We start from the raw sequence: 20,766 nt of genomic DNA on the forward strand, positions 1-20,766 counted from the left end.
ATTCAAGTTGGGTGATCAGACCCGCTTCGCTACCATCGCGCGTTGAAGGTCTTGCGTAAGTCATCGATGGCCGCTTCTTCGAGCGGCTCAGGAAGAGGTGCATTGGTCGAAAGCGCCAGCATCCAGAGACGCGCGGTTTCCTCGAGTTCTTCCAGCGCATAAGACGCGTGGCTGACGGATTTTTCCCACACGACAGGGCCGAGCCGTTCCAGCAGCACGGCACGCACCTTCGATGCGAGCGCCGCGACTTCTTCCGCTACAGCCGGATCGCCCGGGCGCCGGTAAGCAATCAGCGGCACGTGTCCAACTTTCATCACGTAGTAAGGCGTGAGGGGCGGCAGCACGTCTTCGTTGCGCCAGACACCGGCGAGCGTCAATGCAACGAGATGCGTTGAATGGGTATGGACCACGCCGTGTGCGTCGCTATTGTTCTCGTAGATCTTTCTGTGCAAGGCGAGCGTCTTGGAGGGCTTGCCGCCCGACACGTGATTGCCGGCATTATCGACCTTGGCGATGTCCGCGGGGTCGAGCCGGCCGAGGCAGGCGTCGGTCGGTGTGATGAGCCAGCCGTCGTCAAGACGTGCGCTGATGTTGCCGGCGCTGCCGACGGTGTATCGACGCTCATACAGACTTGCGCCGGTCTCGCAGATCTCTTCGCGAATGCGGGTTTCACCGGTCGCCATCAAGCTGCTCCGTCCAAAGCCTTCAGCGCCTTCACGAAGAAATCCTTCGTGCCGAAGTTGCCGGATTTCAGTGCGAGGCCGATCGGTTCATCGTCGATGGATTGTGTCGCCGGCACGCCGGGATCGATCTGCGCGCCAATGCGCAATGACTTCACACCCAGCGCCTGGACCACGGCGCCCGATGTTTCTCCACCGGCGACCACGAACTTGCGCACGCCGGCATCGCGTAGCTTTGCTGCAATCGACGCCAGCGCCTGCTCGACCAGATGGCCCGCTTTGTCCACGCCGAGTTCCTTCTGCACGGCCTTCACTTCATCGGGCGTGGAGGTGGCGTAGATCAGCACGGGTTCGTCCGAACGCTCCGCGGCGAATGCGAGCGCTTGTTCGACGACGGATTCTCCACGCGATAATGCAAGCGGATCGATGCGAAAGCCCGGTTTGTTCTCGCGCCAATACGCAACTTGTTCATTGGTCGCCTTCGATGCACTCCCCGCCAGTACGACCGATCTTCCTTCGATCGACGGTAACTCGGATGCATGCGTGGCCTCAGCCAGCAGATTTGCTGCATGGAAGTTGTGCGGCAAACCGAGCGCGATGCCCGACCCGCCCGTGATCAATTTTAGCTGCGCACATGCTTCGCCGAGTACGTAGAGATCGGCGTCGGAAATAGCATCGGCGATGGCAAGACGCACGCCCTCGCTTTTCAGCGCGGTGATCTTCTCGCGCACCGCCTGCGCGCCTTTTGCGATCACGTCATACGCGATCAACCCGACCTTCGACTTTGTCTGGCGCTGCAACACACGCACGAGGTTCGGGTCCGACATGGGCGTAAGCGGATGATTCTGCATGCCCGACTCGTTCAACAGCACATCGCCGACAAACAAATTCCCGCGATAGATCGTGCGGCCGTTCTCGGGAAACGCGGGACATGCAATGGTGAAGTCGTCGCCGAGTGCGTCGAGCAATGCGTCCGCAACGGGGCCAATGTTGCCTTCATCGGTGGAATCGAAAGTCGAGCAGTACTTGAACAAGAACTTCTGGCAACCCTGGGCGCGAAGCCATTCGAGCGCGGCCAGCGACTGCGCAACTGCATCCGCTGCAGGAGTCGTGCGCGACTTCAACGCGACGATCAGCGCGTCGGCTTCGATCTCCGTATTCGATGCAGGAATGCCAATGGTCTGTACCGCGCGCATGCCGCTGCGCACGAGCATATTGGCGAGATCGGTTGCGCCGGTGAAGTCGTCGGCAATGCAGCCAAGCAGCGCTTTCGTCATTACTTCTCTCCTTTCGGAAGGTCGATGCCCGGAAAAATCCTGATGACCGCCGAGTCGTCCTCGCCGCCATGACCGGCTGTGGAAGCCATCATGAACATCTGATGCGCTGCAGCGGACAGCGGCAGCGGGAATTTGGACGCACGCGCGGTATCGAGTACGAGGCCGAGATCCTTCACGAAGATATCCACGGCGGACAGCGGCGTGTAATCGCCGGCGAGAATATGCGGCACGCGGTTCTCGAACATCCACGAGTTGCCGGCGCTATGCGTGATGACGTCGTAGAGCGCGTCAGGGTCCACGCCTTCGCGCAGGCCAAGCGCCATGGCTTCGGCGGCCGCGGCAATATGCACGCCGGCAAGCAACTGGTTGATGATCTTGACCTTCGATCCTTTGCCGTGGGTGTCACCCAGCCTGTACACCTTGCCCGCAATTGCCGCGAGCACGTCTTCGCAGGCAGCGTACGCGGCAGCGGGACCAGAGGTCATCATCGTCATCTCGCCTGAGGCGGCGCGTGCTGCGCCGCCCGACAGGGGCGCATCCAGCATCTGCAGACCGGCCGCTTCCACGCGTTTTCCAAGCTCGATTGCAAACGCGGGCGACACTGTTGCACATGCGAGCACCACGCCGCCGGGTTTCATCGATACAACCGCGCCCGGTTGCGCGTCTGTGCCGAACAACACGGTCTCGGTCTGCGCTGCGTTGACCACAACGGTGACCACGACTTCGCACTGGCTGCCCAACTCAGCAGGCGTCGCGCAGGCAATCCCGCCTTCGCCTGCGAAGGCTTCGAGCACTTGAGTGCGGACATCGCATGCATGCACCTTGAAGCCTGCGCGCAGCAGCGAGCGCGCCACGCCCAGACCCATTGCACCCAAACCGATCACGCCTACGTTTCTGGACATTTCGTTATCCTTTCGATTGATACGTCAGCAGATCCCGGCTTCCGCCAGGCGCCGAGCGGCGTTATATAGATGAGTCTGAGCGGCATTGCGCGCGGCCAGCGGATCGCGTGCGCGAATGGCGGCTGCAATGCGCGCATGTTCCTCGCGCACTTGCCGAGAAAAATCTTCACGCAACGCTTCATTGCGGCGCGTCACCAGCGTGCCCGCTTCAAGATATTGATTGAGGAAAGCGAGCGTGGTGAGAAAGTACGGATTGCCCGTGGCGCTCGCAATGGCGCGATGGAACTCAACATCCTCAGTGACGCCGTCGTCGCCTTGCTCAACGGCGACATCGATTTGCGCCAGCTTCGCTTCAATGACGTCCATTTGTTCATCGGTCCGGCGCATGGCCGCTTCCGCCGCGACTTCGGCTTCGATAGCCCGGCGCAATGCCAGTATCTGCACCACCGCGCCCGGCTCCACGGCCTGCGCGTAGTCGATGCGCAGCGGCCGGATCCCCGCCCGCTCGACAATAAACACGCCGCTACCCTGCCGCGGTTCGACCATGCCCTCGTTCTTGAGGCGGGAAATCGCTTCCCGCACGACGGTCCGGCTGACGCCGAACTCCTGCGCCAGCACGGCTTCCGTCGGCAATTTGCCGGTGCTTGTGAAGCCGCCCTTTTCGATTTGCAGAAGGAGTTGTTGTGCGACGGAGTCGCTCAGCGCCCGCGCGGGAATCTTTTCGAACATGTATGCAGCATCGTTAATTTGTTGGGTGATGTGGTCATCATACAAATTTCCAACAAATTTAAGATACTGGCAATTACCCTGATCTGCCTGGCGCTGCGAGGACGGGTGCCTAACGAGCGAGTATTGAGCGCGAGGTGCTTGTCCGCACCCCGCGCAACTCCAGTCGGCGCGTCGCTGACCCTAATTCTGAACCGCAGCCCCGTTCGCCGAACCGTTCGATACGCCGCCATAAGCGTGATCGGCGTTGAGTTTTGCCTCGGCGGCCTGAATATCCGCCGGGTAATTTATGTCGCTGCTTGCCGGGTTATACCCCGCCTGTTCGACCCGAACCAGATCGGCCCCGACCTGTGCCCGCGTGATAGGGGCGTTGCCCGAGGTATCGGCCTGAGCAAAAGCGAAGGAAGGAATCGCGATGACAGCGGCGGCGATAGTTGCGCATATCGATGCTTTCATGATGGTTGCCTCTTGAGTGGTGGAACGTCAGTGCGGCACTGCTTTCTATGAGCGATGCCTGACTGTCATTTTGCGCACCCAACCGTGGCTCCAGGCTGACGCCAGGATTACAAGCGCGTCATGTTCGCCTCATGAGCGGTGCAAGCATCAGGCGGCGTTCAAAAAATCACGCCGCAAGCATTCGCGTCCCGCGCTCACCCAGGCTTGCCACCCTGAACACCCCGACCGCTTCACGCAGACTGTTGGCCTGATCGGCCATCGCTTGCGCCGCGGCGGTGGCCTGTTCGACGAGTGCCGCATTCTGCTGCGTGACCTCATCCATCTGGCTGACAGCAACGTTGACTTGTTCTATCCCGGTGCTCTGCTCCGACGAAGCCGCCGATATCTCGGCCATGATGTCCGTCACGTGTCTCACCGACGTCAGCAAATCGTTCATGCTGCGGCCTGCATCGGCGGCGAGACTCGATCCTGTATCCACGTGACCGAGCGATTCGCCGATCTGATCCTTCACTTGCTTTGCAGCGCTTGCGCAACGTTGCGCGAGCGTGCGCACCTCTCCTGCAACCACCGCAAAACCGCGGCCTTGTTCACCTGCACGCGCCGCTTCCACCGCAGCGTTCAGCGCGAGGATATTGGTCTGGAACGCGATGCCTTCGATCAGCGTAATGATCTCGCCCACCTTCGATGAACTCGCGGAGATCTCCTGCATCTTGCTGACCACGCTCTCGACCACATGACCGCCGGCAGCCGCTGCATCCGACGCACTCTTGGCAAGCAGGTTGGCTTGTTTGGCGTTATCGGTATTTTGCTTGACCGTGGATGTCAGCTCTTCCATGCTCGACGCCGTCTCCTGCAACGATGCCGCCTGCTCTTCCGTGCGCTGCGACAAGTCCAGGTTGCCCTGCGCTATCTCGTTTGCGGCAACCGCGATCGAATCCGCCGATGTCTTGATGCCGCTGACAATGGCGCTCAACTGCGCGCGCATGGCTTCGAGCGATGCCATCAGGCTGCGGTCATCGTCACGACCGAGAACGACCGGCACGCTCAGGTTCCCGCCCGCGATCTCGCTTGCCACGCGTTGCGCTTCCCCGGGCTCCGCGCCAAGTTGCTTCAAGATGCTTCGCGTGATGACCATCGCGGCCACCACGCCGATGATCAACGCGGCCAGCGCCGCCCCGAGCGTCACCACACGAAGGCGCGCGTAACCGGCTTGCGCACGGCTTGCGTCGTCGAACATGGTTTTCTTTTCCAGCTCGATCAGCGAGCGCAATGTCCCGCGCCATTCAATCTGCCTGGGACGCACTTCCTGGATCAGCGACTGGTTTGCCGACGCCTTGTCGTTCGACAAGATCTGCTGCGCCGTGCGCGCCATCAGCGGCATGGTGGTGGCTTCGTCGGACTTGAGCTTGGTCAGGAGCGTCTGCTCGGTGTCGCTGACATGTCCGCTGGATGCAAACGTCGCGGCGAGCGCACGCGCTGCGTCGTCATAGATGCCTTCTTCATGCCTGATCTTGTCGACGTTGGCCTTGACCTCTTTCTCGTCCTCGAACAGCAGCATGTCGCGGATCGCAATGGAACGCTGGTCCAGCGAAGAACGCATGGTCTGCGCAAGCGTCATTTCCTGAGTGCTGCGATCCACGATGTTCGTCAGCGTGTCGTTGATTCTCGCCATTCCAAACAGCCCGACGAAAGCCACCACGCCGAGAAGCACCAGCAATGCACCAAAAGCCACCGAGAGGCGCGTCACAACTTTGAACTGATTCATCAACATGACCTTGTTATTTGAGTTTGAAAGGCGGGCAATACCAATGCGCATGGCAAAGCCAAAGCGAATCATTTGCAAGGCTTCCGAAATGACGATGCCTTGGCTTTCGATGCTGTAAGCCATCGCGATGACAACTGATCGTGTCGTCTCTCTGTCATGACGCCGGTTTCGGCGCCACAGGACACAAGGGGAAATCGGCTCGCATCTTGGAAAACGCGCGCGCATCCCTCTATTTGATGGCCAGACCGTGCGGGAGAAAATTTCGGTCTAGCCCGGGCTCGAAGCAAGCGTCACTTCGAAACTCCAAGGCTGATTAACGGCAAACGAGCGCCATTCTTTAACGCTGCGCCAGATTAAAAATTTTTTAGATCAAATGGAATAGGTGGGACATGACGGTGTTCGCCCCTACACACACCGCTTATATCCTGGAGTTTTGAAAATGAAGATCCATGCCAAACTGGTCCTCTCGCTCATCGCAAGCGCATTGGTTTCAACCGGCGCATTCGCTCAGCAGATACAAATGAAGATGCAACCCGCACAGGATCAGCAGGCTGCACCCGCTGCCATGATGGCGGCGCCCCCGGCTCACGGACCGATCAAGAACATCGTTCTGGTTCATGGCGCGTTTGTTGGCGGAGCCGGATGGCGGCCTGTCTATGACATCCTGACGAAAGACGGATACAACGTGAAGCTCGTGCAAGAGCCGTTGACATCGTTTGGCGAAGACGTGAGCGCAACCAAGCGCGTTCTGGATCGTGAAGACGGCCCGGTCGTGCTCGTGGGTCACAGCTATGGCGGCGCGATCATCACGGAAGCCGGCAACGATCCTCATGTGAAGGCGCTGGTCTATATCGCAGCACATGCGCTCGATGTGGGTGAAACCGAAGTCAGCAACGGCAAGAAGTATCCGAACTCGACGAAGGCCGTCGTGAAGACGCCGGACGGTTTCCTGTTCCTGAATCCGGCCGATTACCCGGCCGACTTCGCGGCCGACTTGCCGCTGAAGCAAGCTCAATTCGAAGCGAATGCGCAGATGCCGACGGCAGCATCGGTCTTCTCCGGCGAGATCCCCGACCCGGCGTGGAAGACCAAGCCGAGCTGGTACATGGTTGCCAAGTCGGACAAGATCATCAACCCGGATCTGGAGCGCATGTACGCCGCGCGTGCGCATAGTCACACTGTCGAGATCCCAGGCGCCAGCCATTCCGTTTATGAGTCGCATCCGAAAGAAGTCGCGGCGTTAATCGAACAAGCTGCGCAACACGCGCAAGATCAAAGCTGATAGTTTTGACAAACGGCACACAACGCAACGGCACTGAAGTTGCATTGCGTGCCTTTGCATTTCGATTATTCGCCAGAGAACTGCAAAACTGAATTGCCGTTTCCGGCGAATTGCCGGCGCTACATGGTATTGGGCGAAGTATGTCCCTCAGACAAACGCGATTGCCGTTGAGCAACTCGCGTTTTTGGGATAAATTAAAAACAACTCGCGTTCTCCTCGAAAGTTGTTGCCAAACATTTTCAGCGAGCCAGGGGCGGCGAGTGAGCTTGCAGCCCCGCTTCAAACACCCCGGATGATGGCGCGCATTTCGCGCCATCATCCGTTCATCGCATGGTCCCTGCGTTGCACCATTTAAAACGTGTCGTCGTCAAGCGGCACGGTGTCAGCACGCGCGTAGAATCGAACCAGCCGATATCGGCCACTCGAGGGGACGACCATGACCGTGTACGCCAGGGACGAGGCAGCAAGGAAAGCAGTCGAAATGGTGCAGGCAGCGCTCGAAGCGGGGTTGCTTAAGGAAATCGTGGCATGCAGTTTTAACAACCCGGAGAAATCGGGAAAAGAAACGGCCATGTATCTGGGCGGGATGATCAGGGAACTGACCACGCAGATTGCCGAGCTCTAGAACCTGTGCTTCAGTTGGGCGGTTCCGGTTCTACCCGCCGCCCAGCATCAATGTAGCGATTGTTGCATCATCGTCTGTCTCGACAAAACCCACCCGGCCATACCATGCATACGCGATCCTGTTGCTTCGGAAGACATGCAGGTAAAGCGGCTTGTTCAAGCTGTACGCCAACGACGCCATGTCGTTTAGCATCTCGCGTCCGATGCCTTGCCGCTGCACCGCAGGAACGACGCACAACATCCGCAGCCAGACCAGATCAGGTTCGACCTCCCAGTGCACGAACCCGCAACGCTCGTCGCCTTGCATCACGATCCTGCACGAACCCTGGCGAAGGCTTTTCGCGAATCCCGTTCGTTGAGCGTGTTCGTCCCAGCCGGTCGCTTGGGTGACGAAGCCGACCATCGTTTCTTTGTAGGTCTCGTACAACCATTCAGCGTCTGCCGATACTGCTTGCCGCATGTCGAGGTTCATTTGTGCAAACGCTTGTTCACTGTCCTATAGAATAGTGCGTTTTGCCCGGATGCCTATGTGGTTCAAGAACCTTCAGCTTCATCGTCTCCCGGCCCCTTGGGCCGTCACTCCTGAACAGATCGAAAAATGGCTTGCTCCGCACGCGTTCGTGCCGGGCGGCGGCGTGGAAATGCAGAGCCACGGCTGGGCATCGCCGCGCGATGACGGATCACTCGTCTATGCCAAGAATCGCCAGATGCTGCTCGTCGCGCGCGCGGAAAAGAAGTTGCTGCCGGCCTCGGTGGTGACGCAGTTCGTCAAGGAACGCGCCGCTGAGCTGGAAGAGCAGCAGGGATTCAAGCCTGGCCGCAAGCAAATGCGCGAACTCAAGGAACAAGTCACCGACGAACTCCTGCCGCGCGCCTTCAGCATTCGCCGCGATACACGCGTGTGGATCGATACCGTCAACGGCTGGCTCGTGATCGATGCAGCATCGCCCACGCTCGCTGACGACGTCCTCGGTCTGCTCGTGAAATCGATCGATCAATTGCCGCTTGCAAGCGTGCGTGTCGCAATGGCGCCGGTCGCGGCAATGACGGACTGGCTGCTGTCGGGAGAAGGTCCCGGTGGCTTTTCACTCGATCAGGACACGGAGCTGCGTTCGAGCGGCGAAGGCAACGCGACCGTGCGTTATGTGGGCCATGCGCTCGAGATCGACGACATGCGCCGTCATATCGAAGCGGGCAAGCAATGCATGCGTCTTGCGATGACGTGGCAGGACCGGATCTCTTTCGTGCTGACGCCGTCACTGACCATCAAGCGCATCACGCCGCTCGATGTCATCAAGGAAGCAGCCGATCCCACCGCGCACGGTGACGACGAAGTCTTCGATTCCGACTTCACGCTGATGACGGGCGAACTCGCAAAGATGCTGGCGGATATCGTCGATACGCTTGGCGGCGAGCAGGACTTTTCCAAGGCTGCCGCCTGATGTCGTTCAATTCGTCGTCGACTTGACGACGACCTGCGACTTCGTATCCCGTTCAATGCGTTTCAACGCCGGCTGCATGGCGGCGAACTCGGCGGGCGAGCACACCTGCTTGCCGAAGTTCGCCTGCAGATGACGCTCGGTCTGGAGCAGGTTGGTCGCAGGATCGAATACATAGCGAGATGAATACGTGAAGAACGTATCGCTGATATTGGTGTCCGCAGGGACGTCATTCACGCGCACGGTCTTCGGCAAGCTGAGTTGCGCGACTTCGTTGAAGTTGCCGCCAATGCACACGAACGGTTGCGTGCGAACGCGTTCGGCAAGCAGGTTCTCGACTTGCGATGCGATGCCGCCCGACAAACTCGTGAGCGCCGGTAATGCCGTGGTTCCGGTTGACCATACGACGTCATCGAGCGTGCCGCGTATTGTCGTGGTGACAGGCGTGCCGGTGGCATCCAGGTCGCTTGCCGTCAGGCTCGCAGCGCCGCGCAGCCCGGTCGCATGCAGACGGGCATCGCCGATTTGTTGACGGCGCTGGGGCGCCGCGTGCCGCAGGATCGCGCGCTCGGGTCCCGCGCTCCACCCCCCATCTTCAACTTGCGACGAAAACGCCGCTGATCCATCCGGCGCTACCGCGATCTGCAAACGCACATCGCGTGATAGCGGCTGCGTTGGCGGTGTCCGTGTGAGCGTGCCATCGCCAACGAGCAATGCCGGCCGATCCATCTCGGCAAGCGGCAGATATCCGAACTCGACGGCGGAAGCGGTGGCATCGGCGTACATATTCAAGCCCGGCAGCCACGTGATGATGTGATTGATCGCGCTCGCGCCGTAGCCCGGCACCGACGGTAACGTGTACACCGATCCGAGCGCGACCAGCGCCGGCTCGTTCTCGATTCCGGCCGCCGATAACAACGCCCCATACAGCGCCACGTAGTCCTTGCAGTCGCCATAGCGGTTCGCGAGGATCTGCGACGCCTTGTGCGGGACGGCGGGGCTTTGCCCCAGATAAAGCGATACGTAGCGAATATTGTGACGAACCCAGTCGTAGAGCGTCGCGGCTTTTTCGCGGGAGGTGGCGTTATTACGCGTCAGCGATTCAGCCAGATTGCGAATGGCGGGATCGTTTGCGGTTGGATCGATGGCGCCATCGCGATAACTCGCCGCGAAGCTTTTGTAATCGGGAAACGTCGATACCATCAGTCGATCGCCGAATTGCACGTAGCCGACCGCACCCGCTTCAACGCGGTCGTAGTGCAGCGTGCTGTATGCGAATTCGTAGCGCGTGCGGCCGTTGTGCGTGACAGGCGACAGGGCTTTGTAGCCGCGCGCATCGGCGTAAAGCGGCTTGTCTTCGGGCAGGTCGAAGACGAGCGTCTGGCTTTGAACGGGACCGCGGGCGGGCTCCACGAAATAATCGAACTGTCCGGGAATGACCGACTTCGACACCGTCTTGTGAAAACGCAGATGCACGGTCGACCCGGCATCGACGGCAGGGAAGATCACCGCCTTGAGGCGGCCGTCGGCGAAGGTCGGGGCGCCGGCGGAGCGCGGTTCCTGGATCTCGCGGATCTGGTCGGGGGCAACGTCGTGGCGGGTGCCATCGGCGCTGACGGAATAGGCGTCGCTGACCTGGACCGTCGATGTGGATTTGTCGAACCAGACATACCGCTGCGCGACATCGCCAATACCTGCGGATGTGTTGGCTTTCAGCGTGATTTCATCGTCTTCGGTGAGGGAACCATCGTCAGCGATGGTAAAGATGTGGACGTCGCTGATCGTGGTGGATGGTTGTTCGGTCTCCATGGTGTCGGCCGCGAACGCGGGGCGGAGCATGCACATCAGGAATGCGGCGAGCAGCGCAAGGGCATTGCGTGCACGGGATCGTTGCAGGTTCATGAGCCTTGGGCGCTCCGCCTCTGGATTGAGGCGTCAATCGTACAGGAGGTTTGGTTGGGCGCTTGGGCCGCCCGTTTCGTTCGTGCTGGTTTTTGGCAGTAAGCGTGGGGTTGATCGCAGCCGCTGCGATCAACCCCACGACCGCCGCACTCAACCCCTCAAAACCGCCACATCACATTTCCCTGAATCGCATTATCGCGATACCCCCCGCCGTACTGGCCGGAATACGAAATTCCCACCGTGGCGCTCTTGCCAACACTCACGTCGAGCCCGACCTCGACCACCGCCGTGTCATGCGCGATCGGCACGCCCGCCACCGAGAACGTCGTTGCACTTGCGCCGAAAGCAAGCCGCGACGTCGGCGTGACATCGCCGAATGCGTGACGCCAGCCGACCATCGCACGCGGCGTGATAGCCGTCGAGCTGCTCAGTTCCAGACGTGTAGCCGCACGAACACCCAAGGTCGAATACACGAGGTTCTGGGTATCGTTCCCGCTTTGCAATGCCGCCGCGCCGCCGCTTTCGGCAAAGCCATCGGTGTGCAGGTTCACGTACGCCAGCCCCGCGAACGGTTCCAGCGCGACGTTGCCAACGGGTATCGCGTAACCGGTTTCGCCGAAGACCTGCGCGGTCCCGGCGTTGTAGCTCGACGAGGGGTTATCGGAGAAGCCCGCGAAGCTCGCGCTGCGGTCCACGCGCACGTGATTCCACGTGTACGCCGAACCGACACGCACCGCGAGCGCGCCGAACTGGGCGCCGCCATACAGCGCGAGGTGATAGCTGTCGATCGAACTCGATGCGTCCTGCGCGCTGGTATCGAACGAGGTATGGCCAACGCCGCCGGCCGCGCCGACGCGCCAGGTGTCGTTGATGGCGGTATCGGCGCCGATCACGAAACCTGTGCTGCTGCGATCGACGCTTGCCGCGTTGCCATCGCTGCCAAGCCGGCCTTGCGAACCGAATGCCTGGCCCCAGGCCGCCGGTGACAGACGCGGCTTGAGGTTGCATGCGCCTCGCGACGTGATGTCGGCGGCCTTGTCGTTGCCATCGATGCGATCGCCGGCATCATCGAGACACGAAGCCGGCCCGGATGCGAGCGCTGCCAGCGGCCCTGTCGATGGCGCCAGCGCCTGGCGCATGCGGTCGGACACGGCATCGCGAATGTAATGGCTGTCGTCGAGCAGCACGCTTTTCGCGCTCGCGTGAATCTCGCCCGACATGTTGTTCAGCGCGATGCGCGCCGTGGGTTTGTCCTGCGTGATGAGCGCGTCGTAGATCGGCGTGCCCGGCCCCATCGCGGTGAGCGCGGTGCCAACCGCACGCTGGTTCTGCGTGGTGCCGACATCGGCAAACGAATTGCCGTTCGGCTTGAGTGTCAGGAAGACGCTGTTCGGACCATAGCCGAGTGTCGGCGTAAGGAACGCGAGGCTCGAGACCGTACTGGCGAACGTGCCGGTGACGCCGCCGCCCGCCGTAAGGATGGTGTAGGTCGTATTCGGCGCATAGGTTCCCGTCGATGGCCTGACCTGCACCGTGCCCCCGCCAAGCGCCGCGGTGCCGCTTGCATCGATGGAATTGCCTTGCTGCGGCGTGACCTGCACCTGGTACGTGGAACCCGGCGCGAAGCTGACGTTGCCGCCCACGTCGAGCGTCGTATTCGCGGCACCGGGCGCCGCGGTGCCGCCTGTGTTCACGATCAGGCCGCCGACCTTGCCGGTCCCGCCGAGCGTGCCGCCGCTGTTCACGGTGACCGTCGAATTGCCGATGGAACCATTCACCGCCAACGTACCCGCGTTCACCAGGGTCGGCCCCGAATACGTGCTTGTCCCGTTGAGGTTGAGTTGCCCCGATCCGTCCTTGACCACGCCGCCCGTGCCGCTGATCACGCCGCCATAGGTGATGGTGCCGGAATGGTTGAACGCAACCGTGCCGTTATCGACGATATTGCCGCTCACGCTGCCCGTCGTGCCGCCATTGCCGAGCTGCAAGGTGCCGGCGTTGATCGTCGTGCCGCCCGAGTAGGTGTTGTCGCCGGTCAGTGTCAGCGTATCTGCGCCACCCTTCGTGAGCGACCCGGCGCCGGTGATCGTGCCGGCGAAGTTGCCGCCGCCGTTGACCGTCAGCGCGCCCGAGCCGAGTTCGAGTGAACCGCCGCCGCTGTTGCCGTTGAGCGAGCCCAGCGTCAGGTCATTACCGTTCGCGTTCAGCGTGCCGCTGTTCAACGTGAGCGGTCCCGTACCGAGCGCCGTGCTGCTGCCGAGCGTGACGGTGCCGTTGTTGAGGGTCGTGCCGCCGCTGTAGGTATTCGATCTGCTCAGCGTCAGGTTGGCCGCGCCGTCCTTCGTCAAGCCTCCCGCGCCCGATACCGCGCCGCTCAAGGTCAGATCCGCCGTCCCGCCGACGGTCAGGCCCGTACCAAGGTTGACCGCGTTGGCAACGGTGATGGCCGTCGTGCTATCGAGCGAGGTGGGGCCGGTGACGGTCAATGCACCCGTTCCCAGCGCTGCGCCGTTGCCAAGCGTCAGCGTGCCCGCATTGAGAACGGCGCCGCCGGCAAACGTGTTCGCGCCGGCGAGCGTTTCGTTGCCGCTGCCTTGTTTCACGATCCCGCCGGTCCCGCCGATCGTGCCGCCGAAGGTCTGGTTGGTGGCGTCTCCAAGGGTGAGCGTATTGCCGCCCAATGTAACGGTGCTGCCCGCCGCGCCCGCAAGCGATCCAATGGTTTGGTTGCCGGCCGCAGCAATGTCGAAGGCCGAACCGGAAGCTGCCGTGTTCACCACGCCCGTCGATGACAGGCTACCCCCCGCGCGCAACGCCAGTGTTCCAGCGTTGATCGTGGTGCCGCCGGTGAAGGTGTTGGCTGCGGTCAGCGTTTCGGTGCCCGTCCCTTGCTTCACGATGCCACCCGCTCCGCCGATCACGCCGCCGTAGGTCTGACTGGTTGCATCGCCGAAAGTGAGCGTGTTGCCGCCAAGTGTGACCGTGCTGCCCGTCAACCCTGCCAGTGAACCGATGGTCTGATTGCCGGTCGCACTCGAGATATCGAATCCCGCACCCACGGCCGCCGTGTTCACCGCGCCCGTCGCCGACAGGCTGCCGCCCGCGCCCAGCGCCAGTGTCCCGGCATTGATCGTCGTGCCGCCGCTGAAGGTGTTCGCGCCCGTCAGCGTCTCGGTGCCCGTGCCTTGCTTGACGATGCCACCCGTTCCATTGATCGCGCCGCCGAACGTCTGGTTGGTGACGTCTCCGAGCGTCAGCGAATTGCCGCCCAACGTAACCGTGCTTCCCGCCGCGCCGGAAAGCGATCCGATGACCTGATTGCCCGCAGCGGAGATATCGAAACCGGCGCCGGAAGCTGCTGTGTTCACCGTCCCCGTCGATGACAAACTGCCGCCCGCGCCCAAGCTCAGCGTGCCGTCCTTGATCGTCGTGCCGCCGGTAAATGTATTCGTGCCTGTCAGCGTCAACGTGCCCGCACCGTCCTTCGCCAGGCCGCCCGTCCCGCTCACGATGATCCCCGTGCTCAGGTCGTTCGAATAATCGATGCCAAGCGTCCCGTTGTTCGTGATGTTGCCGATCACGCTGCCGCCCGTGCCGCCGTTGCCGAGCTGCAAGGTCCCGGCGCTGATTGTGGTACCGCCAGTGTAGGTGTTCGTGCCCGTGAGAATTTCGGTTCCGCTCCCCTGCTTCACGATACCGCCCGTGCCGCCGATCACCCCGCCAAAGGTCTGGTCGCTCGCAGCGCCAAGCGTGAGCGTGTTGCCGCCGAGCGTTACCGTGCTGCCGGTGACGCCGGCGAGTGAGCCTATCGACTGGTTGCCGCCGGCCGAGATGTCGAGACCTGCGCCGGTGCCTGCAACGCTCACCGTGCCGCTGGACGCAATGCTGCCGCCCGCGCCGAGCGCGAGCGTGCCCGCGTTGATGGTGGTATCGCCGGTGAAGGTGTTCGAGGCCGTCAGCGTTTCAGTGCCCGATCCTTGCTTCACGATGCCGCCCGTTCCGCCGATCACGCCGCCGTAGGTCTGACTGGTGGCATCGCCGAAAGTGAGCGTATTGGCGCCCAATGTGACCGCGCTTCCCGTTGCGCCCGCCAGCGATCCAATGGTCTGGTTGCCGGCCGCCGCAATGTCGAAGCCCCCGCCGGAAGCCGCCGTGTTCACCGCGCCCGTCGCCGAAAGACTGCCGCCCGCGCCCAGCGCCAGTGTCCCTGCATTGATCGTCGTGCCGCCGCTGAAGGTGTTCGCCCCAGTCAACGTTTCGGTACCCGAACCTTGTTTGACGATTCCGCCCGTCCCGTTGATCGCGCCGCCGAACGTCTGGTTGGTGGTGTCTCCAAGAGTCAGCGAATTGCCGCCCAACGCAACGGTACTCCCCGACGCTCCCGCCAGCGATCCGATGGTCTGGTTGCCGCTCGCGCCGGACATATCGAAACCTGCGCCGAGTGCGGCCGTATTCACCGCGCCCGTCGCCGATAAACTCCCGCCCGCGCCCAAGGCCAGCGTTCCGGCGTTGACCGTGGTGCCGCCGGTGAAGGTCTGGGCGGCGGTCAGCGTCTCGGTTCCCGCGCCTTCCTTCACAATCCCGCCCGTCCCGCCGATCACCCCGCCGAAGGCCAGGTTCGCACCGTTGCCGAAGGTCAGCGTATTGCCGCCCAGCGCGACCGTGCTGCCCGTTACGCCCGCCAGCGAACCGATGGTCCGGTTGCCGTTCGCGCCGGCGATATCGAAGGCCGCGCCCGCTGCCGCGACATCCACCGCGCCCGTCGATGCCAGGCTTCCGCTGCCGTTCAGCGCGAGCGTTCCGGCGTTGATCGTCGTCGCTCCGGTGTAGGTATTCACGCCCGTCAGTGTCTGCGTTCCCGTCCCTTGCTTGATCAGGCCGCCCGTTCCGCCGATGGCGCCATCGAAGGTCTGGTTGGTGGCGTCGCCCAGGGTCAGGTTGTTCGCGCCGAGCGTGATCGTGCTGCCCGCGTCGCCATGCAACGAACCGATGCTCTGCGCGCCGCCCGCCGAGAGATCGAGTCCCGCGTTCGCCCCCACGTTCACCGTCCCCGCCTGCGACAGGCTGCCGCCCGCGCCCACGACGAGCGTGCCGGCATTGATATCGGTGTCGCCGGTGTAGGTGTTCGCGCCCGTGAACGTCGCCGTGCCCGAGCCTTCCTTCACCACGCCCCCGGTCCCGCTGATCACGCCCGCGAAGGTGGTGTCGGTGCTGTCGCCGAAGGTCAGCGTATTGCCGCCGAGCGCCACCGTGCTTCCGCCGATACCCGACAGCGACCCAATGGTCTGGTTGCCGGCTGCGGTCAGATCCAGCGTCGAGCCGACGCCGGCGACATCGACGGCGCCCGACGATGCCAGGCTGCCGCCCGCGCCTATCGCAAGCGTTCCGGCGTTGATGGTCGTGCCGCCCGTGTAGGTGTTCGCGCCCGTAAGCGTTTCAGTTCCTGCACCTTGCTTGACGATACCGCCCGCGCCGCCAATTGCGCCGGCGAAAGTCTGGCTGGTAGTGTCGCCTAATGTGAGTGTGTTGGCGCCCAAGGCAACCGTGCTGCCCGCAACACCCGCCAGCGAGCCGATTGTCTGGTTGCCGCCGGCGGCAATATTGAAGGCCGCGCCGGCGCCTGCCACGTTCACCCCGCCAGTCGGCGACAGGCTGCCGCCCGCGCCGACGGCAAGCGTGCCGGCGTTGATCGTCGTGCCGCCGGTGAATGTGTTCGTACCGGTCAACGTTTCGGTGCCCGAACCTTGTTTGACGATGCCGCCCGTCCCGCCAATCGCGCCGCCGAAGGTCTGGTTCGTGGCATCGCCCAATGTGAGCGTGTTGGCGCCCAGCGCGACCGTGCCGCCTGAACCGCCGGCGAGCGAACCGATGGTTTGCGGACCAGCCGCGTTCGAGATGTCGAAGCCCGCGCCCGATCCGGCGACGTTGACCGCACCCGTCGATGCAAGGCTTCCGCCCGCACCCAGGGCCAACGTCCCCGCGTTGATCGTCGTGCCGCCACCAAAGGTATTCGCGCCCGTGAGCGTTTCCGTCCCCGCGCCTTGTCTGATCAGCGCGCCCGCGCCGCTGATCACGCCGCCGAACGTCTGGTTCGTCGAGTCGCCGAGGGTCAGCGCGTTCGCCCCCAAGGTGACCGTGCTGCCCGATGCGCCTGCCAGTGAACCGATGGTTTGCGGGCCACTTGCGCCCGAGATATCGAAGCCCGCGCCGATGCCCGCCGTGTTCACGGCACTCGTCGACGCAAGGCTCCCGCCCGCGCCCAAAGCGAGTGTCCCGGCGTTGATCGTCGCGCCGCCGGAGAAGGTGTTCGCGGCAGTGAACGTTTCGGTGCCCGCACCCTGCTTGACGATGCCGCCCGTTCCTCCAATAACGCCGCCGAACACATGATTGCCCGCGTCGCCGAGTGTCAGGGAAATGGCGCCGAGCGCGACCGCACTGCCCGCCACCCCGGATAACCCGCCGATGGTTTGCGGACCAGCAGCAGCGGAAATATCGAAGACAGTGCCGGCCGCCGCAGTGTTCACGGCACCGGTCGATGCAAGGCTTCCGCCCGTCCCCAACGCCAGCGTTCCGGTGTTGACCGTTGTCCCGCCGGTGAATGTGTTGGCGCCCGTAAGCGTTTCAGTTCCTGCACCTTGCTTGACGATACCGCCCGTTCCTCCAATCACGCCGCCGAAGGTTTGACTGGTGGCGTCGCCGAAGGTGAGCGTGTTCACGCCCAGCGTCACCGTGCTGCCGGCGCCGCCCGCCAGTGAACCGATGGTTTGCGGACCACCCGCGCCCGAGATATCGAAGCCCGCTCCGGCACCGGACGTATTGACCGCCCCCGTCGATGACAAGCTGCCGCCCGTGCCCAGCGCCAGTGTTCCGGCGTTGACCGTCGCGCCGCCCGAAAAGGTGTTTGCGCCAGTCAGCGTCTCAGTGCCGGCACCTTGCTTGACGATGCCACCCGTCCCGCCAATGACGCCGCCGAAGGTTTGACTGGTGGCATCGCCCAAAGCCAGCGTGTTTGCGCCCAGCGTGACCGTGCTGCCCGCCGCACCTGCCAGCGCGCCGATCGTCTGATTGCCGGCCGCCCCCGATATATCCAGCCCCGTTCCCGCAGCAGCGGTGTTCACGGCGCCCGTCGCGGCCATGCTGCCGCCCGCGCCCAGCGCAATCGTGCCGGCGTTGACGGTCGTGCCGCCAGTGAAGGTATTGGCCGCGGTCAGCGTTTCAGTACCTGTACCTTGCTTGACGATGCCGCCCGCGCCTCCAACCGCGCCGCCGAAGGTGTGGCTGGTGGCATCACCGAACGTCAGCGTACTTGCGCCGAGCGACACCGTGCTGCCGGCCACGCCCGTGAGTGACCCGATGGCCTGATTCGCGCCCGACGCAGCTATGTCGAAACCGGTGCCCATGCCGTTCAGATTGACGGTGCCCGTCGATGTCAAACTTCCGCCCGCGCCAATCGCGATGGTTCCCGCATTGATGTTCGTGCCGCCGGTGAAAGTATTTGCACCGCTAAGCGTTTCCGTGCCGCTTCCTTGCTTGCTGATCCCACCCGTCCCGCCAATGGCACCCGCAAACGTTTGACTGGTGGCATCGCCGAAAGCCAGCGTGTTCGCGCCCAGCGTCACCGACGTGCCGGCCACCCCGCCAAGCGACCCGATGGTCTGGTTGCCGACTGCTGTCGAGATATCGAAACTGGCGCCCGCGCCCGACAGATCCACGCCACCCGTCGCGGCGAGGCTGCCGCCCGCGCCCAGCGCGAAGCGTCCGCCGCTGATGGTCGTGCCGCCGGTGTAGGTTGCGGGCGCCGCCACCGTAACCGTCGCCGCGCCGCTTTTGATGAGACTTCCCGCACCGCTGACAGCGCCGGTCAGCGTCAGGTCGTTCGATCCCGCAAGCGTCAGCGCATCGCCCGAGCCGATGCCGATGGCATTTGTCAGTGTGAGCGGCGCCGTTGTGTCGAGCGTCGCCGCACCGCCGACAGTCACCGCGCCGCTCCCTAGCGCCTGCGCGTTCCCCGCGATGACCGATCCGCCGTTGAGCGCCGTGCCGCCGGTGTAGCCATTGGCGCCGGTCAGCGTCAGCGCGCCGGAATCGTTCTTGGTCAGGCCGCCGGCGCCGGACAGGACGCCCGACATCGTCAGGGCGTTGGTTCCCTGGACCGTCAGGCCGCCCGCTTGCAAGGTCGCATCGTTCGCGACGTTCAGGCCGCCCGAGTTCGCCTGGATCGTGCCCCCCGCCGACGTAAGCGCGCCGCTGCCGAACGACGCGTTGTCGTTGAATCCGGCGACGCCGCCGGCAAGCGTCGTGTCGGCCAGACCGCCCAAAGGGCCGTTCAATGTCCACGTGCCGCTATTGACCTTCAAATGCTGGAAGTCGATATACGTCCCGCTTGCAACCGTCCCCGTCCCAGTGGTTCCCGCGCCTGTACCCGTGGCCGCGTTCTGAAGCACGAGGGTGTTGTTGCCGCCGAGACCGCCATCGACTACGCCGGTCGCGGCGAAACCAACGTTGATGCCTACTACGCCGAGTGAAAGTCCCAAGCCACCGGACGCATTGACCGACGAACCGGTCACGGCGGTGAAGGTGTTTGTGCTGCCTGCGCCCATCGAGACGCTGCCATTGATCGTCCCTGCATTGACGAAGGTGTTTCCCGTGCCCGGCGTGCCGGAAGCCTGCAAGCCGACGCGGCCTGTGATGAGTCCGGTACTTGTATTGACCACGTTGGTCTGGCCGCCACCAAAGACCGCGATGACCGGCGCGTCCGATGGCAGCACGGCCGCATCGAGCAATGTCGATGCTCCGATGGTGCCCGAGTTACTGATATTGGTAACGCCGCCCGTGGTGTTCTGCACAGCGAGCGCCATGCCATTGAGGGTGGGCAGCGATACGTTGATCGATCCGCCCGTGCCGTTCATGTTGCCGCTATTGGTTACGTTGATCGTGCTCGCCGCACCGCCGTTTCCAATGACCGTGCCGCTCGACAGCACACCGATCAAGCCAAGCAAGCTCGGGTCGATAGTCCCCGCGTTATTGAGCGTCACGTTGCTTCCGGTGAGGCTCATCGCCGTTCCGCCGACGCCAAGCAGCACGCCCGCCGACGCGCCTGGCAACAGGTTGACCGTCAAGTTGTTCGCTGAATTGGCATACGAAATATTGGCAGCGCCAGTGCAGTTCACTGTCGCGCCTGTCGCTGTGCACGCGGCCCATGCTGCAGGATTGTCGCCAAGAAACAGGGCCGCTGTGGCCAATGCCATGACCATCGGCTTGGGAAAGCTGATACCTCTGATCTCGCCGGCCAGATTGCCTGAACCGCTTACCGATACATCTCGTGCGGAGGGTCCTTTGCAATTGCTTTTCGCCAATTCTGACGTAACGACATAAGCACCCTGGGACTTGCTCCAGACCACGCGATACACCTTGCTCATTGTTGCCTCGCTCTATTAGTTAGAGTGGATGACGCTTTTGCAGATGCAGCGCCGATCGAATCCGCAAAAAACGCAGACGACACAAAGCCGCGCATTGAATGCGCCGGTTTAAAGAAGAGATGTGCCCGTTTTTATATGGACGTGTTTATCCGCGCCGCTCATTGGCGACAGCTTCAGGCCCGGTATCGTTTTATTTTCCGGCGCTAAACGCGGATTGCTCCGCGAGCGCGCAGCATCAAGCCCGCCATACGCATCTTCGCGCGATAGACGTGACTGGCCGTACGCTTACAACAG

The 20,766-nt window shown here is 62.8% G+C and carries 12 protein-coding genes; 3 read left to right on the plus strand and 9 right to left on the minus strand.

Annotated elements, in window-relative coordinates; translation table 11 throughout:
• Positions 1–29: 29 nt before the first annotated feature.
• The 6 genes from otnC to AXG89_RS44250 form a co-directional block, all read right to left on the minus strand.
• On the minus strand, positions 30–683 hold the full coding sequence (otnC, locus tag AXG89_RS19110) for a 3-oxo-tetronate 4-phosphate decarboxylase (protein ID WP_062171648.1): 654 nt from the start codon (positions 681–683) through the stop codon (positions 30–32).
• Entirely contained in the window at positions 683–1,957 is a 1,275-nt protein-coding gene (gene otnK, locus AXG89_RS19115) for a 3-oxo-tetronate kinase (RefSeq protein WP_062171650.1), read from the minus strand. The genes otnC and otnK overlap by 1 nt, the downstream gene beginning before the upstream one ends.
• Entirely contained in the window at positions 1,957–2,859 is a 903-nt protein-coding gene (ltnD, locus tag AXG89_RS19120) for an L-threonate dehydrogenase (protein WP_062003423.1), read from the minus strand. The genes otnK and ltnD overlap by 1 nt, the downstream gene beginning before the upstream one ends.
• 24 nt (positions 2,860–2,883) lie before the next feature.
• Positions 2,884–3,588, minus strand: a complete 705-nt coding sequence (locus AXG89_RS19125; RefSeq protein ID WP_062003424.1) for a FadR/GntR family transcriptional regulator — start codon at positions 3,586–3,588, stop codon at positions 2,884–2,886.
• A gap of 180 nt (positions 3,589–3,768) precedes the next feature.
• Entirely contained in the window at positions 3,769–4,041 is a 273-nt protein-coding gene (locus tag AXG89_RS19130; RefSeq protein ID WP_062171652.1) for a DUF4148 domain-containing protein, read from the minus strand.
• A gap of 166 nt (positions 4,042–4,207) precedes the next feature.
• Complete coding sequence (locus tag AXG89_RS44250; RefSeq protein WP_162916085.1) at positions 4,208–5,806, minus strand: methyl-accepting chemotaxis protein; 1,599 nt, start codon at positions 5,804–5,806, stop codon at positions 4,208–4,210.
• Between the two features lie 433 nt (positions 5,807–6,239).
• Here AXG89_RS44250 and AXG89_RS19140 point away from each other — a divergent pair, with 433 nt between their 5' ends.
• Positions 6,240–7,088: an alpha/beta hydrolase gene (locus AXG89_RS19140; RefSeq protein ID WP_372237043.1), complete on the plus strand. Its 849-nt coding sequence runs from the start codon at positions 6,240–6,242 to the stop codon at positions 7,086–7,088.
• Between the two features lie 436 nt (positions 7,089–7,524).
• Positions 7,525–7,713, plus strand: coding sequence for a hypothetical protein (locus tag AXG89_RS19145; protein WP_062003427.1), 189 nt, complete (start codon positions 7,525–7,527; stop codon positions 7,711–7,713).
• A gap of 30 nt (positions 7,714–7,743) precedes the next feature.
• Here AXG89_RS19145 and AXG89_RS19150 read toward each other — a convergent pair whose 3' ends face one another.
• Complete coding sequence (locus tag AXG89_RS19150) at positions 7,744–8,184, minus strand: GNAT family N-acetyltransferase (RefSeq protein ID WP_062171656.1); 441 nt, start codon at positions 8,182–8,184, stop codon at positions 7,744–7,746.
• 55 nt (positions 8,185–8,239) lie between these two features.
• Between AXG89_RS19150 and AXG89_RS19155 the strand changes: the two genes are divergently transcribed.
• Positions 8,240–9,154, plus strand: coding sequence for a recombination-associated protein RdgC (locus tag AXG89_RS19155; RefSeq protein ID WP_062171658.1), 915 nt, complete (start codon positions 8,240–8,242; stop codon positions 9,152–9,154).
• A 6-nt stretch (positions 9,155–9,160) separates the two neighbouring features.
• On the opposite strand, the gene AXG89_RS19160 is transcribed toward AXG89_RS19155, so the two are convergent.
• Together AXG89_RS19160 and AXG89_RS19165 are read right to left on the minus strand one after the other, a co-directional pair.
• Complete coding sequence (locus AXG89_RS19160) at positions 9,161–11,053, minus strand: DUF3857 domain-containing transglutaminase family protein (RefSeq protein WP_062171660.1); 1,893 nt, start codon at positions 11,051–11,053, stop codon at positions 9,161–9,163.
• Positions 11,054–11,211: 158 nt separating this feature from the next.
• Positions 11,212–20,472 (minus strand): autotransporter-associated beta strand repeat-containing protein, encoded by a 9,261-nt coding sequence (locus tag AXG89_RS19165; RefSeq protein WP_062171662.1) that lies wholly within the window; start codon positions 20,470–20,472, stop codon positions 11,212–11,214.
• Between the last annotated feature and the right edge of the window lie 294 nt (positions 20,473–20,766).

Origin of the sequence: Burkholderia sp. PAMC 26561, from assembly GCF_001557535.2 — a bacterium.
Lineage (GTDB): Bacteria > Pseudomonadota > Gammaproteobacteria > Burkholderiales > Burkholderiaceae > Caballeronia.